Raw genomic sequence first — 19,291 nt, 5'->3', positions numbered from 1 at the left:
ATCACCGCAGCTTCGGGTCGAAGGCGTCACGGATCGCGTCGCCGAGCATGATGAACGCCAGCACGGTCAGCGCGAGGAAGGCCGACGGGACGATCAGCGGTGTCGCCGCCTCCCGCATGTGGATGCGCCCGGTGTCGATGTCTTGGCCCCACGAGATGGTCGGCGCCTTGAGGCCGATACCCAGGAAGGAGAGCGTCGCCTCGGCGGCGATGAACGAGCCGAGCGCGATGGTCAGCACGACGATGGCCGGGGCGAGCGAGTTCGGCAGGATGTGCCGCCACATGATCCGGCCGTTGCCGGCGCCGAGCATCCGGGCCGCCGCCACGTAGTCCTGCTCCTTGGCGGTGATCACCGAGGAACGCACCACCCGGGCGGCGGTGGTCCAGCCCAGGATGGCCAGCACGAAGATCACCGCGGCGATCCGGGCGTTCTCGCTGTCGCTGGACACCCGCTTGAGCAGCACGATCGCGGCCAGCAGCAGCGGAATGCCGAGCACCACGTCGATCACCCGGGAGAGCACGGCGTCGACCCAGCGGCCGAAGTACCCGGCCAGCATCCCGACGACAAGCGCGATGACGCCGGTGCCCAGCGCCGCGAGCGCGCCGACCAGGAGCGAGGCCCGCGTGCCGTAGACCGCCCGGGAGTACGTGTCGCAGCCCTGGAAGTCGTACCCGAAGATGGCCCCGCCGGACGGCCCGGCGTGCTGCCGGGAGAGCAGGCAGTCGTTCGGGCTGTTGGCGGTGAAGATGCCGGGAGCCAGCGCCATCAGGGTGAAGATGACGACAAGCGCCGACGAGATCCAGAAGATCGGGTTGCGACGTAGGTCGCGCCAGGCGTCTCCGGCGAGGCTGCGCGGCTTCTGCGGAGCGCCGATCTGGTTCGGGGTGCCCGGCTCGCCCGAGGGGCCACGCCGCGCGGCCTGGTTCTCGGTGGCCGCCACAGTTTCGAAGTCACTCATAGCGGATCCTCGGGTCGAGTACGGCGTACAGGACGTCCACCACCAGGTTCGAGACCAGGTAGACCACGACGAGCACGCTGACGATGCCCACCACCAGGGGGCCGTCCTCGGTGCGGATGCCGCGGAAGAGGTTGAAGCCCACGCCGGGGATGTTGAAGACGCCCTCGGTGATGATCGCGCCACTCATCAGGTTGCCGAGTTCCACACCGAGGAAGGTGACCACCGGGATGAGCGAGTTGCGCAGCACGTGGACGGTGACGATGCGGCGCTTGACCAGGCCCTTGGACCGGGCGGTCCGGACGTAGTCGGCGCGCAGGTTCTCCGCCACCGAGGTACGGGTCAGCCGCAGTGCGGTGGCCAGCGACAGCGAGCCGAGCACGATGCCGGGCAGCAGCAGCGCGTAGAACGTGGGCTGGGAGCCGGCGGTGGGCGGGAAGAGTTGCCACTTGACGCCCAGGAGGTACTGCGCGAGCGGCGCCAGCACGATCGTCGGGATGCCCAGCACCAGCAGGGTCAGCACCAGCGTCGAGTTGTCGAAGATGCTGGCCCGGCGGATGCCGGCGACCACTCCCGCGGTGACACCGAAGATGATCGCCACGGCGAGCGCGATGAGCGCGAGCTTGAGGGTGACCGGCCAGGCGGCCTGGAGGATGTCGCCGATCTGCCGGCCGGTCAGGGACTGGCCGAGGTCGCCCTGGAGCAGGCTCCTGACGTAGTCGAAGTAGCGGTAGAAGAAGCCACCGACGCCTGTGGCGTCGAGGTGGTACTTCTCCGTCAGGTACGCCCGCTGGGCCTCCGTCACCGGTCGTTCGCCAGCGAGGGCCTGGATGGGATCGCCCTGGCCGGCGAACATCAGCGCGTAGACGATCAGGGTGGTCCCGAAGAAGGCCAGGACCATCTGGAGTAGGCGCCGCAAGATGTAGCGGAACATGCTTAGCAGTCTCTCCGGAAATGTGCGAAAGGGTCGCAGGACGGCATCTCTGGTCGTACCCGAAATGTCGGAGAGGTGCCGTCCGGCCCGGGGGAGCCGCCGCCACCTCGGCCGGGCCCGCGGGTGCGGCGCCCGGCGGCGGTGGCGCGGTCCGGGCCACCCGGGCGTCGTCGCCCGGGTGGCCCGCAACCATCGGTCAGCTCAGCTGGCCGCTTCGATCTTGACGAGGTTGACCCGCTGGAACAGGTCCATCTCCACGTTCTTGACCTTGGACGAGTGGCCGTACACGTTCTCGCCGAAGCGGAGCGGGATCACCGGCATGTCCTTGGCCAGGATGTCCTCCGCCTGCTGGTACTTGGCGATCGCCTCGTCCTGCGTCTTGGCGGCGGAACCCTCCTTGACGAGCCTGTCGAACTCCGGGTTGCTGTAGCCGTAGTAGTTCGACGAGCCGTTGGTGCTGTACAGCGGGCCGAGGTAGTCCTCCATGGTCGGGTAGTCCATGACCCAACCCATCCGGAACGCACCAACCGGCGTCTTCTTCTCGACCTTGGTCAGCAGGTCGGCGAACTTCGGCTCGGCGACGCCCACGGCGTCCACGCCCAGGTTGGCCTTGAGCTGGTTGACAGTGGCGTCGACCCAGTCCTTGTGACCGCCGTCGCCGTTGTAGGAGATGACGATCTTCGCGGGGCCGCCCGCGGCCTGGTAGAGCTTCTTGGCCTCGGTCGGGTTGAACTCGCCTGCCTTGCCCGCCGTGTTGTCCCGGTAGCCGGGCAGCACCGGCGAGACGAACGAACGGGCTGGGTCCTGCGAGTCCTTGAAGACCGACTTGGTGATCTCGTCCCGGTCGATAGCCATCGAGATGGCCTTACGCACGTCCGGGTTGCTGTAGTCCTTGTCGAACGTCGGGAACGCGAGGAACTGGAACGACGACATCGGGCTGGTCTGGAACCGGTCGCCCAGGTCGGTCGGCGCGGTGCTCAGGCTCTCGGTCGGGATCGTCGGCAGCACGTCCAGGTTGTCCGCCAGGACGTCCGCGTACGCGGCGGTGAGCTGCTGGTAGATCCGGAACTCGATGTTCTTCACCTTGGGCTTCTCGCCCGGGAAGGCGTCGTACCGCTCGACGTCGATCTTGCTGTCGTGCTGCCAGGCGCCCTTCATCTTGAACGGACCCTGCCCGATCGGCGCCTGCTCGTAGGACTCCTTGAGCACGCCCGGGGCGGAGAATGCGGCATCCGGCATCGGGTAGAACGCGGTGTAGCCGAGCATCGTCCGGAAGTCGATGTACGGCTCGGCGAGCGTCACGGTGAAGGTGAGGTCGTCGACCTTCTTCAGGCCGGACATCTCCTTGGCCTTCGGCTCCTTGCCCTGCAGGTCCGTGTAGCCAGCGATCTTCTCGAAGAAGTAGTTGCTGTCCTGGCCGTTGGGGGCGTACGCGCCGTAGTTCCAGGCGTTGATGTAGTCCTCGGACGTGACCTTCTCGCCGTTGTGGAAGGTGAAGCCGTCCTTGAGCTTGACCGTCCAGACCTTGTTGTCGGACGAGGTGATCGACTCTGCGGCGACCTCGTACGGCTTGTTCTGGGCGTCGTAGTCGACGAGCGGGCTGAACAGGCCGGTGAGCACCTGCGCGCCGGACGTCTCGGTGGTGTTCGTGGGAACCAGGTGCTTCGGCTCGCCGATCTGGATGCTGACCGCCGAACTGTCACTGCCGCCGGATCCACCGTCTCCGCCGCTGCCGCAGGCCGCGAGGCCCAGCGTCACCGCGAGCGGGAGGGCGGTCCAGGCGGCGAGTCTACGAACTCGCATTGAGCCTCCTCATCTCCTCACGCTGCGCAGTCATGCCCGACGCTGGGTTTACGCTGCGCAACAAGCGGTAACGGTAGGTCGGGGTGGTGGCCTTCGACAACGAGAGGGTTGCGGGTGCGTAACGGTCCGGGGACGCTTCGCTTGCAGGGCACCCTGACCCGTGCTAGCCCAAACCCGAAACACGGCTATCAGCTGCTGTTTTCTTGAGTGGTGGGGAGTGTCGTGTGCCTGCCTGGAGCCGATTCGGCCGCCGGTGGCCGACCGTCCGGTATCGGTGGGTCTTGAATCCACCGACCGGTTCGGCGGTGACGGGATCCACAGAACGTCACGCAGAGTGATGAGCAACACGTGACTTACCGTTACTGGCGGCGGCACGACGGGAGCGCTGGTGGGCCTGTCGAAACGAGGTCGCCCGAACCGCGCGCGACGGCCGTGAGACGATCTGACCGTGACGGCGACGGTTCTGGACGGCAAGGCGACCGCAGCGGAGATCAAGGACGAGCTGCGGATACGTGTGAAGGCACTCGCGGAACGCGGTATCACCCCGGGACTGGGCACCGTCCTGGTCGGCGCGGATCCGGGCAGCCAGGCGTACGTCAACGGCAAGCACCGCGACTGCGCCGAGGTGGGGATCGCCTCGATCCGCCGGGAGCTGCCCGCCGACGCCACCCAGCAGCAGGTCGACGACGTGCTGGCCGAGCTGAACGCCGACCCGGCGTGCCACGGCTACATCGTCCAGCTGCCGCTGCCCGCCCACCTGGACACCCAGCGGGTGCTGGAGCTGATCGACCCGGCCAAGGACGCCGACGGCCTGCACCCGGTCAACCTGGGCCGGCTCGTCCTCGGCTACGACGGCCCCCTGCCCTGCACCCCGCGCGGCATCGTCGAGCTGCTCCGCCGCCACGACGTGGCGCTGCGCGGCGCCACCGTCGCCGTGGTCGGCCGGGGCAACACCGTCGGCCGCCCGCTCGGCCTGCTGCTCACCAGGCGCAGTGAGAACGCCACGGTGACCCTCTGCCACACCGGCACCCTCGACCTCGCCTCGCACACCCGCGCCGCCGACATCGTCATCGTCGCGGCCGGCGTACCGGGGCTGCTCACCGCCGACATGATCAACCCGGGCGCGGTGGTGGTGGACGTCGGCATCACCAGGGTGATCGGCCCGGACGGCAAGGGCCGCTACACGGGCGACGTCGACCCGGAGGTCGCCGAGACGGCCGGCGCGGTGGTCCCGATGCCCGGCGGTGTGGGCCCGATGACCCGCGCCATGCTCCTCACCAACGTCGTGGAGCGCGCCGAGCGCGGCTGAGGGGGAGGAAACGGTCCTTCTTCGCCCAGCAGGCTGTAACCGTCCGCCCCTGGCCTGATGGGTGCCAGGATGACTGATACGGTCCGGAAAACCGACTGGTATCAGGGAGTGGGACGACCATGGGTAAGAAGGTCACTGTCGTCGGGGCTGGCTTCTACGGCTCCACCACCGCACAGCGCCTGGCCGAGTACGACGTATTCGACACCGTCGTCATCACCGACATCGTCGAGGGCAAGCCCGCGGGCCTCGCCCTCGACCTCAACCAGTCGCGGGCCATCGAGGGCTTCGAGACCAAGGTCGTCGGCGTGACCACCGGCCCGAACGGCGAGGGTTACGAGGCCATCGAGGGCTCCGACGTGGTCGTGATCACCGCCGGCCTGCCGCGTAAGCCGGGCATGAGCCGCATGGACCTGCTGGAGACCAACGCCAAGATCGTGCGGCAGGTTGCCGAGAACGTCGCCAAGTACGCCCCGAGCGCCGTCGTCATCGTCGTCTCCAACCCGCTTGACGAGATGACCGCGCTGGCCCAGCTCGCCACCCAGTTCCCGAAGAACCGGGTCCTCGGCCAGGCCGGCATGCTCGACACCGCCCGGTTCAGTAACTTCGTCGCCGAGGCGCTGAACGTGCCTGTGGCGTCGGTCCGCACGCTGACCCTGGGCTCGCACGGCGACACCATGGTCCCGGTGCCGTCGAAGAGCACCGTCAACGGCAAGCCGCTGCGCGACGCGATGCCGGCGGAGCAGATCGAGGAACTGGTCGTCAAGACCCGCAACGGTGGCGCCGAGGTGGTCGCGCTGCTCAAGACCGGTTCGGCGTACTACGCCCCGTCGGCCGCCGCGGCCCGGATGGCGAAGGCCGTCGCCGAGGACTCCGGCGAGGTCATGCCTGTCTGCGCCTGGGTCGACGGCGAGTACGGCATCTCCGGTGTCTACCTGGGTGTCGAGGCCGAGATCGGCGCCGAGGGCGTCAAGCGGGTCGTCGAGACCGACCTGGACGCCGACGAGCGCGCCAGCCTCCTCGCCGCCGCCGAGGCGGTCCGCGCCAAGCAGGGTGACGTCGCCAACATGTAGTTCCTCGAACCACCGCACCACCGAAGGGCGCGCCGGCTCCGCCGGCCCGCCCTTCGTGCGTCCCACCCCGATCCCACCTTGCTGATCATGAAGTTGTTGCCGACCGGCTCGGCGTGTCGGGGCAACAACTTCATGATCGACGGGCGGGGTGGGGGGTGAAGGGGGTGGCTAGGTGGGGGGTGGCCAGGACGATCGGGGAGTGGGTGTCCAGGGCGTTTCGCCGGGAGGCGCGGGCGAGGTCCGGGTCCACCTCGTGGGCGTACGCCAGGTCGGGGTCGACGAGCTGCACCATGTGCACCAGCAGGTCGCCGGTGATCAGCACCCGTTCGTCGGCGGCCTCCAGCAGCACCGACTGGTGGCCTGGGGTGTGCCCGGGCGTCGGCAGCAGTCGTACCGCCGGGGTGAGGGTGGTCTCACCGTCGACCACCCGGAGCTGGCCGGCGGCGCGCAACGGCGCGATCAGGCCGGCCGGCAGGCGAGGGCTGATGGTCTCCGCCGCGTCCAACTCGGCGCGCTGCACCAGGTAGGCCGCGTTCGGGAAGTACGGCAGACCAGGTGTGCCGGTCACCGCCCAACCGATGTGGTCGCTGTGCAGGTGGGTGAGTACGACCGTGTCGACGTCCACCGGGTCGATACCGGCGGCGGCCAGCTCGGCGGGCAGCCGGCCGGGCACCGGCGCCCAGCTCGCGGCCAGGGAGTCCGCAGGCCCGATGCCGGCGTCTACCAGGGTCACCGGTCCGTCGCCGCTGCGGATCGCGAAGCTGCGGAACGGCAGCCACCACTGCCCGTCGGCGGTCACCGAGCCGGGGTCGCGGCGGTCGGCCTCCCGCCAGTGCGCCGCTGTGGCCTCGGGGAACGCCTCGGCGCGGGGCTGGAAGAAGGGGCCCTGCCCGTCGGTGAGCGCGGTGACCGTGATAGACCCGAGGGTGCGGCTCAGAGGCATCGGGTGATGGTGTCAGGGAAATGCTGTGCCGTGCAGCCCGGTTTCCGCCGGCCGGTAGAGGCCGGCTGGGGGCTGCCGGCCCAATTGCAGTACGCTCGTACTGCTTGAGCACGTGTCCCCCGAGAGGAGCGCCGGCCGATGGCGAAGATCAAGGTAAACAACCCGGTCGTGGAGCTCGACGGCGACGAGATGACCCGGATCATCTGGAAGCAGATCCGGGAGCAGCTGATCCTGCCCTACCTCGACGTCGACCTGCACTACTACGACCTGTCGATCCAGCACCGCGACGAGACCGACGACCAGGTCACCGTTGGCGCCGCCAACGCCATCAAGGAGCACGGCGTCGGCGTCAAGTGCGCGACCATCACCCCGGACGAGGCCCGGGTCGAGGAGTTCGGCCTGAAGAAGATGTGGCGGTCGCCCAACGGCACCATCCGCAACATCCTCGGCGGCGTCGTCTTCCGCGAGCCGATCATCATGTCCAACGTGCCGCGGCTCGTCCCCGGCTGGACCAAGCCGATCATCATCGGCCGGCACGCCCACGGTGACCAGTACAAGGCCACCGACTTCGTCGTCCCCGGCCCGGGCACGGTGACCATCACCTACACCCCGGCCGACGGCGGCGCCCCCATGGAGATGGAGGTCGCCAACTTCCCCGGCGGCGGCATCGCCATGGGCATGTACAACTACGACGAGTCGATCCGGGACTTCGCCCGGGCCTCGTTCCGGTACGGGCTGGACCGCAACTACCCGGTCTACCTGTCCACCAAGAACACCATCCTCAAGGCGTACGACGGCCGGTTCAAGGACATCTTCGCCGAGGTGTTCGAGAACGAGTTCAAGGCCGAGTTCGACGCCGCCGGCATCACCTACGAGCACCGGCTCATCGACGACATGGTCGCCGCCGCGCTCAAGTGGGAGGGCGGCTACGTCTGGGCCTGCAAGAACTACGACGGTGACGTGCAGTCCGACACCGTCGCGCAGGGCTTCGGTTCGCTGGGTCTGATGACCTCGGTCCTGCTCTCCCCGGACGGCCGTACCGTCGAGGCGGAGGCCGCCCACGGCACCGTCACGCGGCACTACCGGCAGTACCAGAAGGGCGAGAAGACCTCGACCAACCCGATCGCGTCGATCTACGCCTGGACCCGGGGCCTCGCCCACCGGGGCAAGCTGGACGGCACCCCGGCGGTCACCGAGTTCGCCAACACCCTGGAGCAGGTCATCGTCGACACCGTCGAGGGCGGCCAGATGACCAAGGACCTCGCGCTGCTCATCTCGCGCGACGCCCCGTGGCTGACCACCGACGAGTTCATGAACGCGCTCGACGAGAACCTGGCCCGCAAGCTCGCCTGAGCTGGCAGATACCACAGCACCGGAGCCCGTCGGCATGTGTCGGCGGGCTCCGGCGTGTCCAGTGCTCGACACACGGCCTCGGCGTCACCGTCACCGGCCGCGCCTCGTTGAGCAGGGTGGACGAGATGCCAGTCGCGTCCAGGAAGGTTGACTTCGGTCGCCTCGCGGCAATGCCTGCCGATCAGCCAGCCTTCCCGGCTGTGTCGTGCACAGCCAGCCGTCCCTTCCCTGCGGGGGGCCCTGTCCCGGGCCCCCCGCGCCCTGTTTCACACCCTTCTCAGGCGGCGCGCAGCAACTCGGCGGCCCGCTCCGGGGAGATGTCGTTGATGAAGACGCCCATCCCCGACTCCGAGCCCGCCAGATACTTCAGCTTGTCCTTGGCCCGCCGGATGCTGAACAGCTGAAGGTGCAGATGGCCCAACTCCCGGTCGACCCGCACCGGCGCCTGGTGCCACGCCGAGATGTACGGCATCGGCATGTCGAACAGCCCGTCGAAGCGGCGCAGCAGATCCAGGTAGAGGGGCCCGAACGCGTCCCGCTCGCCGTCGCTGAGCGCCGGGACGTCGGGCACTACCCGGCGCGGCGCCACGTGCACCTCGAACGGCCAGCGGGCCGCCGCCGGGACGAACGCCGTCCAGTGGTCGTTCTCGGCGACCACCCGCTCGCCGGAGGCGCGTTCGGCGGCCAGCACGTCCGCGTACAGGTTGCCGCCGGTGCGCTCGGCGTGCCGCCGCGCCGCCGCCAGCAGCGCCCGGGTGCGCGGCGTCACGAAGGGGTACGCGTAGATCTGCCCGTGCGGGTGGTGCAGCGTGACGCCGATCTCGACGCCCCGGTTCTCGAAGCAGAACACCTGCTCCACCCCGGGCAGTTCGCCGAGTACCTCGGTCCGGTCGGCGAGCGCGTCGAGCACGGTACGGACCCGGCGCGGCGGGAGGCTGGCGAAGGAGGCGTTGTGGTCCGACGTGAAGCAGACAACCTCGCACCGGCCCAGGCCGGGACGGATCGGCGTGAACGGGGTGATCTCCCCGGGTTCGTCGGCCACCCGGCCGCTCAGCGACGGGAACCGGTTCTCGAAGACGACCACGTCGTAGTCCGGAGCGGGGATCTCGGTCAGCCGGTCACCGACCGACGGGTCGAGCGGGCACTCGTTCGCCGGCGGGAGGAAGGTGCGGGTCTGCCGGTGCACGGCCACCGCCACCCACTCGTCGGTCAGCGGGTCGTAGCGCAGCTGGGACGCGGGCGGCGGCGGTGGCAGCTCCCGGCGGTCCGGCTGGTCGCGTACGGCGTCGTCGCGCTCGTCGAAGTAGATCAGCTCCCGGCCGTCGGCCAGGTCGATCGCGGTGCGCTTCACGGCGCAGTCCCCTCACTCGTCGGCGTGCGCGTTGCGCGTCCCGCCCCCGTCGCCTTCACGATGATCAACTCGCCCACCTGTTCGCCGAGTACCCGTCGGGCGGGTGCAGGCAACGCCTCGTCGCTGACCAGCACGTGCGCCGCCGCCAGCCCGACGATCGAGGAGATGCCCACAGTGCCCCACTTGGTGTGGTCGGCGAGCACCACCAACCGGTCCGCCGCCGCCACCAACGCCCGGTCGGTCTCCGCCTCCATGAGGTTCGGAGTGGTGTAGCCGGCCCGTTCGGTGATGCCGTGCACGCCCAGGAAGAGCAGATCCAGGTGCAGTGTCCGGATGGCGTCGACGGCCAGCGGGCCGACCAGCGCGTCCGACGGTGTGCGTACGCCGCCGGTGAGCACCACCGTCTGGTCCGGTCGACCGCCGCCGTGCAGGATCTCGGCAACCGGCAGCGAATTGGTCACCACGGTCAGGCCGGGCACGTCCACCAGCCTGCGGGCCAGCTCGGCGGTGGTGGTGCCGGCGGACAGCGCGACCGCCGCGCCGGGGCGGACGAGCTGCGCGGCCCGGTCGGCGATGGCGGCCTTCTCCGGCAGTTGACGGACCGACTTGGCGCGAAAGCCCGGTTCGTCTGTCGAACTCGGGCCGGCGGCCGTCGCGCCGCCGTGCACCTTGGCCAGCAGGCCGCGCTCGTGCAGCGCCTCCAGGTCTCGCCTGATCGTCATGTCGGAGACGCCGAACTCGGTGGCCAGGTCGGTCACCCGGACGCCGCCGGCGGCCCGGACCCGTTCCAGGATGGCCGTCTGCCGCTGCTGAGCGAGCATTCGCCGTGCCTCCCCGGTCCCCACGTACTCTCACGCGGTCGAACGTGTTCCAACAAAGATGAACACTAGCGCGTGGCGGGTGCCTGCGGAAGAAACGGGGTGCGACGACGCCTCAGCTGGACGGGATCTTCAACTCCACCCAGCCGGTCTCCGTCAGGTGCTGCAACACGGCCTCCACCGCCTCCGGCACGCTCACGTCAGTGGTGTCCAGCACCAGCTCGGCGTCCGTCGGCACCTCGTACGGGTCGTCGATGCCCGTCATGCCGGTGAGCAGGCCGGCGCGGGCCCGCGCGTACAGGCCCTTGCGGTCCCGCTGCTCACACACCTCCAGCGGGGTGGCGACGTGCACCAGCACGAAACCCGCCCCGGCGCTCAGAGCCATCTCCCGCGCCGTGGCGCGCGCCGCCGCGTACGGGGCGATGGGGCAGCAGACAGCCACCCCCCGGTGCCGGGCGATCTCCGCCGCCACCCAGCCGATCCGCCGGACGTTGAGATCCCGGTCGGCCTTGCTGTAGCCCAATCCCGCGGAGAGCTCCCGGCGCACCACGTCCCCGTCCAGCAGGGTCACCGTCCGCTCGCCGCTCTCCCGCAGCGCGTCGGTCAGCCCCCGGGCCACAGTCGACTTGCCCGAGCCGGAGAGCCCGGTCAGGAAGACCACCAGCCCACGGTGCCGGCGCGCCGGCCGCGCCTGGGCCAGCTCCTTCGCCACAGCGGGCGGGGTGTGCCACTCCGGCAGTGGGAAACCCCTGTCGAGCAGATCGTCGATCTCGGCCTGGGTCAGCGCGAGGCGACGGTTGCGCGGCGGGATGTCCTCCCGCCACCGCCACTGCCCGTCCCGGTTGTCGTACGCCAGCTCGCGCGGCACCAGCACCCGCAGCCCGGCGCCGGAGAGCATCTCCCCGGTGGACAGCAGGTGGGTGACGCCGTACGCGGCGGAGACCCGGGCGCGCAGCAGCGCGTCGTCGATCTCCTCGCGTCGGTGCGACAGCGGCACCGCGACCAGGGTGGCGGGCGGCATCCGGTCCCGTGCGGCGAACACGGACCGTACAAGCGCCTCCGGCGTGAGCCCACCGGCGCCGCCCTCACCGACCGGGATCATCACCAGCAGGTGCGCGGCCAGGGTACGGGCGGCGTGCGCGATCTGGGCGAGCTGCGGGCGGTGCAGGGGCCGGTCGGCGATCACGCCGAGCACCCGACCCGGGGGCAGCAGCGCCCGCACCTCCTCCGGGCTGCGGCGCAACCGTTGGAACGGGCCGTGGCCACCGTCGCCCAGCCGCCGGACCTGACCGCCGACGCCGGCAACGCCGTCACGCACGGGCCAGACGTCCGACACGTCCAGGCCGGCGACAGGTGCGCCCTCGCCGTCGGTCAGCACCAGCGCCCGGCGGGCCGGGTCACGCGGGTCGAAACCCTGGGCCAGTGCCGTCGGCACCTGGAGGGTCACCGCGACCTGCCACGGGGTCCCGTCGGCCAACCGGCCCCGCCGGCTCACCGAGACCAGGTCGGCGCGGGTCATGAACCCCGTCAGAGGGGCGTACGCACCGGTCAGCAGCAGCTCAAGATCCGCCAGCTCACCGGGACGCGGCGTGTACGCCGGCGCGCCCCGGAGCACCTCGTCGGGCAGCACCCAGCCGTTGCTCATCCACACCCCCCACTCGCTGACCGGCACACAGTTTCGCAGCCGACCGCCGATCGGTCGAGGGTGCCACTCCACGACCGGGGCGGGCGGGCGCCGTCGGCCCGGCAGGCCACCGAGACACTGCCCGGCGAACGGGAAGTGAATGGTGTCACCCTCCGGAGGCCTTTCCCCAGTCGGGGTCCGGCCGAACATGGGACCGGCGCTGACGCTCCGACCCCCGGGGCGACGGACCCTAGGGGTCCACTGCGGCAAGGATCAGGGAGGTACCGGGGGCGCGCCGGTGTCTCCGGTGCGCATCGACTCCCTACGCTGGGCAGCGTGACACTGATAGCGACCCAGTCGCTCACCAAGACGTACGGAGGCAGGGTCACCGCGCTGACCGACCTCACCGTCGCCGTCGAGCCCGGGATCATCGGTCTGGTGGGCGCGAACGGCGCCGGCAAATCCACGCTGATCAAGATCCTGCTCGGCCTGATCGCCCCGACCAGCGGTCAGGTCTCGGTGCTCGGCATCGACCCGACGGCCGATCCGGCTGCCGTCCGCGCCCGGGTCGGCTACATGCCCGAGCACGACTGCCTCCCGCCGGACCTGTCCGCCGCCGAGCTGGTCACCCACCTCGGCCGGATGAGCGGCCTGCCCCGTACGGCGGCACGCGAGCGGGCCTCCGAGGCCCTTCGCCACGTCGGGCTGTACGAGGAGCGTTACCGTCCGGTCGGCGGCTACTCCACGGGCATGAAGCAGCGCGTGAAGCTCGCCCAGGCGCTGGTGCACGACCCCGACCTGCTGCTGCTCGACGAGCCGACGAACGGACTGGACCCGGCCGGCCGCGACGCCATGCTCGCGTTGGTGCACCGGATCGGCACCGAGTTCGGCATCTCCGTGCTGGTCTGCTCGCACCTGCTCGGTGAGGTGGAACGGATCTGCGACACGCTCGTCGCGATCGACGGCGGCCGGCTGCTGCGCGCCGACCACATCTCCGCGATGACCTCCGCCACCGACGTGCTCGCCGTGGAGGTCAGCGAGGGTACCGAGGAACTGGCCGCCCGGCTGGCCGCGCTCGACCTGCCGGTGGCGCGCGAGGGCCGGCTGCTTCTCGTGCCGCTCGCCGACGACGGCACCTACGACCTGATCCTCGGCGCGGTCGCCGAACTGGACCTGCCGTTGCACCGACTGGACCAGCGTCGACACCGGGTGGCCGAACTCTTCGCGACGAGGGAGCTCACCCATGCCTGAGCCGTCAACCGCCGCCGTGCGCTCCGCGCCGACAGGCGTCATCCACGACATCGGCTACCAGCGCTACCAGGGCCCGAGGCTGGGCCGGCGGCACGTCTTCGGCGCGCTCTACCTGCACGGGCTGCGTACCACGTTCGGGTTCGGGCGCAGCGTCAAGGCCAAGATCTTCCCGTGGCTGGTGGTCGGGATCGTCACCCTGGTCGCGGTGGCCCTGGCGGCGGTACGCAGCCAGATCGGCGAGCCCGTCGCCACGTACGCCCAGTTCGCCGACGCGATGAGCTGGCTGGTCATCTTCTTCGTCGCGGTGGCCGCGCCCGAGCTGGTCTCCCGCGACCTGCGCAGCGGGGTGCTGCCGCTGTACTTCTCCCGACCGCTGCCGCGTACCGACTACGCGCTGGCCAAGCTGCTGGCGCTCGTCACCGCGCTCTGGCTGCTGCTCGGTGGGCCGCAGCTGGTGATGTTCCTGGGTGCCGCCTTCACCACCAAGGACGGCATGCGCGGGGTCTGGAACGAGCTGCTCGACCTGCTGCCCGGGCTGCTCTACGCCGGCCTCTGGGCGGTGGTCTTCGCCTCGATCGGGCTGCTTGTCGCGTCGCTGACCGGCAAGCGGGCCTTCGCCGCCGGCGGTGTGGTCGCGGTCTTCCTCATGACCACCCCGATCGTGGGCGTGCTGAGCATCCTGCCGTCGCGGGCGGCCAACGAGCTGGCCGGGCTCGCCTCCCCGTCCACCCTGGTGCAGGGGGTCGGCATCTGGTCGCTCGGCGACCTCCTGGTCGAGGGCGATCCGGGCGAGATGACGATAGGCGGTTTCGGTCCGGTCTACGCCCTGGCCGCGGTGCTGCTGGTCGCCGGCGCGACCGCCCTCCTGCTGGCCCGCTACCGGAAGGTCGCCTCCTGATGAGCACGCTGAGCCTGACCGGGGTGTCCCGGTGGTACGGCAACGTGGTCGCGGTCAACGACATCAGCATGGCCCTGGGGCCGGGAGTGACCGGACTGCTCGGCCCGAACGGCGCCGGCAAGACCACGCTGCTGCACATGATGGCCGGGTTCCTCTCCCCGTCGCGCGGCACGGTCACCCTCGACGACGAACCGACCTGGCGCAGCCCCGACGTCTACCGGCGGCTGGGGCTGGTCAGTGAACGGGAGGCGGTGCAGGGCTTCCTCACCGCGTACGAGTTCGTGCTGGCCAGCGCGAAGCTGCACCGGCTGGCGGACCCGGCGGCGGCCGCCCGGCGCGCGATCGACCTGGTGGAGCTGGAGTCGGCGCAGGACCGCCGGATCGGCACGTACTCCAAGGGCATGCGTCAGCGCGCGCGGGTGGCCGCCGCGTTGGTGCACGACCCGCAGGTGCTGCTGCTCGACGAGCCGTTCAACGGGATGGACCCGCGCCAGCGGCTGCACATGATGGAGCTGCTGCACACCCTGGGCGACGCCGGCCGGACGATCCTGTTCAGCTCGCACATCCTGGAGGAGGTCGAGCAGGTCTCCGGCACGGTGCAGGTGATGGTGGCGGGCCGGTTGGCCGCCTCGGGTGACTTCCGGACCATCCGCCGGCTGATGACGAACCGGCCGCACGTCTTCGCGGTGCGCTCCACCGACGACCGGGCGCTGGCCGTCGCACTGATCGCCGAGCCGTCGGTGAGCGGCGTCGAGCTGGACCGCACCGGTCTGACGGTGCGCGCCGGCGACTACGGCGCCTTCACCCGGGCGCTGCCCCGGATCGCCCTGGACCGCGGCATCCGGGTGCGCCAGCTGGTGCCGTCCGACGAATCCCTGGAGAGCGTCTTCTCCTACCTGGTGGAGGCCTGAGAGCATGTCGACAATTACCTGGATCACCGCGCGCGGGCTGTTCGGCCGGCGCCGGTTCCTGCTGCTGCTTCCGCTGCCGCTGGTGCTGCTCGGGTTGGCTGTGCTCTGCCGGTCCCTCGGGGTGGACCCCGGGCAGTGGGGGCCTCCGGTCCTGGTGGGCCTCGGCCTGGCCGTGGTGCTGCCGGTCGTCGCGTTGATCATCGGCACGGGTGTGCTGGGCGCCGAGATCGACGACGGCACCGTGGTGCACATCCTGACCAAGCCCCTGCCGCGCTGGCAGATCGTGCTGCCCAAGCTCGGGGTGGCCGCCGGGGTCGCCGCGGCCACCGTCGCCGTGCCGCTCTACGTGGCGGGCGTGCTTGCCGACTCGGTACGCCTCGGTCTGGCGCTGGCCGCCGCCTCGGCGCTCGGCGCGCTGGCGTACTCGGCGCTGTTCCTCGCCCTGAGCCTCGTCACCCGCCGGCCGGTGCTGCTCGGCCTGGTCTACGTGCTGATCTGGGAGGGGCTGCTGGGCAATTTCGTCAGCGGCACCAAGGTGCTCTCCATCCAGCAGTACGTGATCGCCCTCGCCGACCGGCTCGCCCCCAGCGGGCTGCTGGAGACCAGCGTGTCGGTGCCTGTGGCGGCGGTGATGACCGCGCTGGTGAGCGTCGGCTTCACAGTGCTGGCCATCGACCGTCTGCGGTCGTTCAGCGTGGCCGGCGAGACGAGCTGAGGGTGCGTGCCGCTGCTCCGGCCAGCCACCGCCCGCCGGTAGGGCTGGCCGGATGGACGGCCCCGGGGCCGACGGGCCACGCTGGTGGGCGTGAGCGTCGAAGCGGAGCGGATGTCCTTGTCTGACCCGTACTCCCGGAGCAGCCGGCCCTGGTTGACAAGCCTGGCGGTCGCCGGGCTGGCCTGCGCCACGGTCGCGACGGCCGCCCAGGGCAGCGGACGGTTCCACTGGTGGGCGGGTTTCATCCTGATCCCGGCCGCGTTGATCGCCGCCAGCGGCGGCCCGCTGCTGGCCCGCCGTGGCGGTCGGGCCTTCGCCGGGTACGTCATCGCCTGCGTGGGCACCCTGGTGTTCGCGGTGGGCGCGCTGCTGATGTTCGGCGTGATGGGTCGGGGATGGCCGCTGCTGGTGGTGCTGCCCTGCCTGGCGGTGGCCGGCACGTACGGCTGGCGGGCGGCCCATCCGCTGGCCCGCGGCCTGCACCGGGCGGTGGCGCTGCTCGCGCTCACCGGCGCGCTGGTCGGCCTCACCCTGCTGCTGATCCGGGTGGAGCTGATCCACCTGGAGACCGGCTGGTGGGGTGCGTTCATGATGCTGGCCGGGGCGATAGTGCTGGGCAACGCGGTGGAGCTGACCCGGCACCGGATGCCGTATCGGCTCCAGGCGATCACCCTGCTGGTCGGGCCCGCCGTGGTCGCGATCCTGCTCGGCCTGCGGTTCCTGCGCGGCTGGTGACTCCCCGTCCGCCGCCGCCCCCGGGGGGTGGGCGGCGGCGGACGGCGGTCGTCAGAAGGCGCAGGCGATGACGAGTTCCGGGGTGCGGTCCGGCAGCAGGTCGAGCTTGCCGATCCGGCCGGCCGCCCGCAGGTCGTCGGCGACCAGGGTGAGCTGCTCCAGCAGCGCCGCCGGGCCGAGCGCCTCGGCCAGCGGCACCTCGGCCTTCATCGACAGCTTCCGCTCCGACTTGGCCCGTCGCACCTGGCTCAACGCGTCACCGGCGAGCCGCAGCAGCGCCGGCTCACCCGTCCCCTCGATCGTGCGGGCCACCTCGTGCGTGGTGGGCCACGGCGCCCGGTGCACCGAGCCGTACCGCCACCACGACCAGACCTCCTCGGTGACGTACGGCAGCACCGGGGCGAAGAGTCGCAACTGCACCGACAGCGCCGACGCCAGCGCGGCCCGTGCCGAGTCGGCAGCCGCTCCGGCGCCGTACGCGCGTTCCTTGACCAGCTCGATGTAGTCGTCGCAGAACCGCCAGAAGAACGCCTCGGTCACCTGCAACGCGGTCGTGTGGTCGTACGCGTCGAAGGCGGTGCCGGCCGCCGTGACGACGGTGGACAGCTCGGCGAGCATGGCCCGGTCCAGCGGGGCCGTCGCCGGGGTGCGCAGTGCGTCGGCGGCACCCAACCCGAGCGCGAACCTGGACGCGTTGAGCAGCTTGGTGGCCAACCGCCGGCCGACCTTGATCTGGGCCGGGTCGAACGCCAGGTCCGTGCCGGGTTTGCCGCTTGCCGCCCAGTAGCGCACCGCGTCCGAGCCGTGCTGCTCCAGCAGTGCCAGCGGGGTCACCACGTTCCCCTTGGACTTGGCCATCTTCTTGTGGTCGGGGTCGAGGATCCAACCGGACAGCACGGTGTCCCGCCAGGGCAGCACCCCGTGCTCGAAGTGCGACCGGATCACGGTGTCGAAGAGCCAGGTCCGGATGATCTCCTGGCCCTGCGGGCGGAGGTCCATCGGGAAGACCCGCGCGAACAGGTCCGTGTCGGTTTCCCAGCCGCCGACGATCTGCGGGGTCAGCGACGAGGTGGCCCAGGTGTCCAGCACGTCGGGGTCGCCGATGAAGCCACCCGGCAGGCCGCGCTGGGACTCGTCGTAGCCGGGCGCCGGATCGCTGGACGGGTCGACCGGGAGCGCCGTCTCGTCAGGCGTGAGAGGGTGGGACCAGTCCGGCTCGCCAGTGTCGTCGAGCCGGTACCACACAGGCACCGGCACCCCGAAGAAGCGCTGCCTGCTGACCAGCCAGTCCCCGGTCAGGCCGCCCACCCAGTTGTCGTAGCGCTGTTTCATGTGCGCCGGCACCCAGTGCAGCTCCCCGCCCCGGGCCAGCAACGTCGCCCGCAGGTCGGCGTCCCTGCCGCCGTTGCGCAGGTACCACTGCCGGGTCGAGACGATCTCCAGTGGCCGGTCGCCCCGCTCGTAGAACTTGACCGGGTGGGTGATCGGGCGCGGGTCGCCGATCAGGTCGCCCGCGTCGGCAAGCATCCCGACGATCTCGCGGCGGGCCGCGTTGACTGTCTGCCCGGCCAGCGCCGCGTACGGCTGGGCCGGCACCCCGGCCGGCGGCTCGGGCAGCAGGCGGCCGTCCCGACCGATCACCACCCGGGTGTCCAGTCGCAGCTCACGCCACCAGGTCACGTCGGCGAGGTCGCCGAACGTGCAGACCATCGCGATGCCTGTGCCCTTGGCCGGGTCGGCGAGCGGATGGGCGTGCACAGGCACCTGGACGCCGAACAGCGGGCTGCGCACCGTACCGCCCACCAGGTCGGCGTACCGCTCGTCGTCCGGGTGGCAGACAAGCGCCACGCAGGCCGGCAGCAGCTCCGGTCGGGTGGTGTCGATGAGCACCGCGCGCCCGTCGGGAGTGGTGAATTGCAACTGGTGGTACGCGCCGGGCCGTTCCCGGTCCTCCAGCTCCGCCTGCGCGACAGCGGTGGCGAACCCGACGTCCCACAACGTCGGCGCCTCCGCCTGGTACGCCTCGCCGCGCAGCAGGTTGCGCACGAACGCCCGCTGGCTTGTCGCCCGGGCCACCCGACCGATCGTCGTGTACGTCAGGGACCAGTCCACGGACAGCCCAAGTCGCCGCCACAGCGCCTCGAAGGCCTGCTCGTCGGCGACCGTCAGCCGTTCGCACAGCTCGATGAAGTTGCGCCGCGACAGTGGTGTGGGGTCGCGGCGTGCCGCGTCGTCGACAGGCGTCGCCGGTGGCCGCCACACCGGGTCGTACGGCAACGCGGGATCGCAGCGCACCCCGTACACGTTCTGCACGCGACGCTCGGTGGGCAGACCGTTGTCGTCCCAGCCCATCGGGTAGAACACCGCCTTGCCGCGCATCCGCTGGTACCGCGCGACGGTGTCGGTGTGCGTGTACGAGAAGACGTGCCCCATGTGCAGCTCGCCCGATACGGTCGGCGGCGGGGTGTCGATGGCGTACACGTCGGCCCGCTGCCTGGTGCGGTCGAACGCGTACGTGCCCTCCTCCTGCCAGCGGCGCGCCCAGGTCTCCTCGAGCCCGTCCAGGGTCGGACGGTCGGGGACACCGGCGCGGGCCGTTCTCGCCGTGTCGGTCATCCTGC

At 70.8% G+C, this 19,291-nt stretch carries 16 protein-coding genes; 8 read left to right on the top strand and 8 right to left on the bottom strand.

What is annotated here, in order from left to right; translation table 11 throughout:
- Position 1: 1 nt before the first annotated feature.
- The 3 genes from AB0N27_RS26610 to AB0N27_RS26600 form a co-directional block, all read right to left on the bottom strand.
- The gene (locus tag AB0N27_RS26610) at positions 2–958 is read right to left on the bottom strand and encodes an ABC transporter permease (protein ID WP_364375320.1); all 957 of its coding nucleotides are present in this window, start codon (positions 956–958) and stop codon (positions 2–4) included.
- The gene (locus AB0N27_RS26605; RefSeq protein WP_139588066.1) at positions 951–1,889 is read right to left on the bottom strand and encodes an ABC transporter permease; all 939 of its coding nucleotides are present in this window, start codon (positions 1,887–1,889) and stop codon (positions 951–953) included. Before AB0N27_RS26605 ends, AB0N27_RS26610 begins: the two co-directional genes overlap by 8 nt.
- A gap of 201 nt (positions 1,890–2,090) precedes the next feature.
- Complete coding sequence (locus AB0N27_RS26600) at positions 2,091–3,692, bottom strand: ABC transporter substrate-binding protein (protein WP_364375316.1); 1,602 nt, start codon at positions 3,690–3,692, stop codon at positions 2,091–2,093.
- Between the two features lie 448 nt (positions 3,693–4,140).
- Here AB0N27_RS26600 and AB0N27_RS26595 point away from each other — a divergent pair, with 448 nt between their 5' ends.
- Both AB0N27_RS26595 and AB0N27_RS26590 read left to right on the top strand, forming a co-directional pair.
- Positions 4,141–5,001: a bifunctional methylenetetrahydrofolate dehydrogenase/methenyltetrahydrofolate cyclohydrolase gene (locus AB0N27_RS26595; RefSeq protein WP_266246080.1), complete on the top strand. Its 861-nt coding sequence runs from the start codon at positions 4,141–4,143 to the stop codon at positions 4,999–5,001.
- 119 nt (positions 5,002–5,120) lie between these two features.
- Positions 5,121–6,071, top strand: coding sequence for a malate dehydrogenase (locus AB0N27_RS26590; protein WP_364375312.1), 951 nt, complete (start codon positions 5,121–5,123; stop codon positions 6,069–6,071).
- Between the two features lie 130 nt (positions 6,072–6,201).
- Here AB0N27_RS26590 and AB0N27_RS26585 read toward each other — a convergent pair whose 3' ends face one another.
- Complete coding sequence (locus AB0N27_RS26585; protein ID WP_364375309.1) at positions 6,202–7,014, bottom strand: MBL fold metallo-hydrolase; 813 nt, start codon at positions 7,012–7,014, stop codon at positions 6,202–6,204.
- 138 nt (positions 7,015–7,152) lie between these two features.
- Here AB0N27_RS26585 and AB0N27_RS26580 point away from each other — a divergent pair, with 138 nt between their 5' ends.
- Positions 7,153–8,367, top strand: a complete 1,215-nt coding sequence (locus AB0N27_RS26580; RefSeq protein WP_364375306.1) for an NADP-dependent isocitrate dehydrogenase — start codon at positions 7,153–7,155, stop codon at positions 8,365–8,367.
- A 277-nt stretch (positions 8,368–8,644) separates the two neighbouring features.
- Here the strand turns inward: AB0N27_RS26580 and galT are convergent, their stop codons facing one another.
- The 3 genes from galT to cysC all read right to left on the bottom strand — a co-directional run bounded on the left by galT (position 8,645) and on the right by cysC (position 12,181).
- Positions 8,645–9,718 (bottom strand): galactose-1-phosphate uridylyltransferase, encoded by a 1,074-nt coding sequence (gene galT / locus AB0N27_RS26575; protein WP_364375303.1) that lies wholly within the window; start codon positions 9,716–9,718, stop codon positions 8,645–8,647.
- On the bottom strand, positions 9,715–10,539 hold the full coding sequence (locus AB0N27_RS26570; protein WP_364375299.1) for a DeoR/GlpR family DNA-binding transcription regulator: 825 nt from the start codon (positions 10,537–10,539) through the stop codon (positions 9,715–9,717). Before AB0N27_RS26570 ends, galT begins: the two co-directional genes overlap by 4 nt.
- Positions 10,540–10,651: 112 nt before the next feature.
- Positions 10,652–12,181, bottom strand: a complete 1,530-nt coding sequence (cysC, locus tag AB0N27_RS26565) for an adenylyl-sulfate kinase (protein ID WP_364375296.1) — start codon at positions 12,179–12,181, stop codon at positions 10,652–10,654.
- A 315-nt stretch (positions 12,182–12,496) separates the two neighbouring features.
- On the opposite strand from cysC, the gene AB0N27_RS26560 reads away from it, so the two are divergent.
- From AB0N27_RS26560 to AB0N27_RS26540, 5 genes are all read left to right on the top strand, one after another.
- A complete protein-coding gene (locus tag AB0N27_RS26560) occupies positions 12,497–13,411 on the top strand; it encodes an ABC transporter ATP-binding protein (RefSeq protein ID WP_364375293.1) in 915 nt (304 codons plus the stop codon).
- Positions 13,404–14,309 carry an ABC transporter permease gene (locus tag AB0N27_RS26555; RefSeq protein ID WP_364375290.1) on the top strand — a complete coding sequence of 302 codons (906 nt, stop codon included), beginning with the start codon at positions 13,404–13,406 and terminating at the stop codon, positions 14,307–14,309. The genes AB0N27_RS26560 and AB0N27_RS26555 overlap by 8 nt, the downstream gene beginning before the upstream one ends.
- Positions 14,309–15,220: an ABC transporter ATP-binding protein gene (locus tag AB0N27_RS26550; protein WP_364375288.1), complete on the top strand. Its 912-nt coding sequence runs from the start codon at positions 14,309–14,311 to the stop codon at positions 15,218–15,220. Before AB0N27_RS26555 ends, AB0N27_RS26550 begins: the two co-directional genes overlap by 1 nt.
- Positions 15,221–15,224: 4 nt before the next feature.
- Positions 15,225–15,935, top strand: coding sequence for an ABC transporter permease subunit (locus AB0N27_RS26545; RefSeq protein WP_364375285.1), 711 nt, complete (start codon positions 15,225–15,227; stop codon positions 15,933–15,935).
- A gap of 90 nt (positions 15,936–16,025) precedes the next feature.
- Positions 16,026–16,670, top strand: a complete 645-nt coding sequence (locus AB0N27_RS26540) for a hypothetical protein (protein WP_364375282.1) — start codon at positions 16,026–16,028, stop codon at positions 16,668–16,670.
- Positions 16,671–16,721: 51 nt separating this feature from the next.
- On the opposite strand, the gene valS is transcribed toward AB0N27_RS26540, so the two are convergent.
- Positions 16,722–19,286: a valine--tRNA ligase gene (gene valS, locus AB0N27_RS26535; RefSeq protein WP_364375279.1), complete on the bottom strand. Its 2,565-nt coding sequence runs from the start codon at positions 19,284–19,286 to the stop codon at positions 16,722–16,724.
- Positions 19,287–19,291 lie beyond the last annotated feature (5 nt).

This window comes from Micromonospora sp. NPDC093244 (assembly GCF_040683695.1).
Classification (GTDB): Bacteria; Actinomycetota; Actinomycetes; order Mycobacteriales; family Micromonosporaceae; genus Micromonospora.
This window is presented reverse-complemented; position numbering and strand designations above follow the sequence as displayed.

Coding starts and splice junctions, on each gene's coding strand:
- AB0N27_RS26610 (WP_364375320.1), bottom strand. CDS start 958: ATGAGTGACTTCGAAACTGTGGCGGCCACCGAGAACCAGGCCGCGCGG.
- AB0N27_RS26605 (WP_139588066.1), bottom strand. CDS start 1,889: ATGTTCCGCTACATCTTGCGGCGCCTACTCCAGATGGTCCTGGCCTTC.
- AB0N27_RS26600 (WP_364375316.1), bottom strand. CDS start 3,692: ATGCGAGTTCGTAGACTCGCCGCCTGGACCGCCCTCCCGCTCGCGGTG.
- AB0N27_RS26590 (WP_364375312.1), top strand. CDS start 5,121: ATGGGTAAGAAGGTCACTGTCGTCGGGGCTGGCTTCTACGGCTCCACC.
- AB0N27_RS26585 (WP_364375309.1), bottom strand. CDS start 7,014: ATGCCTCTGAGCCGCACCCTCGGGTCTATCACGGTCACCGCGCTCACC.
- AB0N27_RS26580 (WP_364375306.1), top strand. CDS start 7,153: ATGGCGAAGATCAAGGTAAACAACCCGGTCGTGGAGCTCGACGGCGAC.
- AB0N27_RS26570 (WP_364375299.1), bottom strand. CDS start 10,539: ATGCTCGCTCAGCAGCGGCAGACGGCCATCCTGGAACGGGTCCGGGCC.
- cysC (WP_364375296.1), bottom strand. CDS start 12,181: ATGAGCAACGGCTGGGTGCTGCCCGACGAGGTGCTCCGGGGCGCGCCG.
- AB0N27_RS26555 (WP_364375290.1), top strand. CDS start 13,404: ATGCCTGAGCCGTCAACCGCCGCCGTGCGCTCCGCGCCGACAGGCGTC.
- AB0N27_RS26550 (WP_364375288.1), top strand. CDS start 14,309: ATGAGCACGCTGAGCCTGACCGGGGTGTCCCGGTGGTACGGCAACGTG.
- AB0N27_RS26545 (WP_364375285.1), top strand. CDS start 15,225: ATGTCGACAATTACCTGGATCACCGCGCGCGGGCTGTTCGGCCGGCGC.
- valS (WP_364375279.1), bottom strand. CDS start 19,286: ATGACCGACACGGCGAGAACGGCCCGCGCCGGTGTCCCCGACCGTCCG.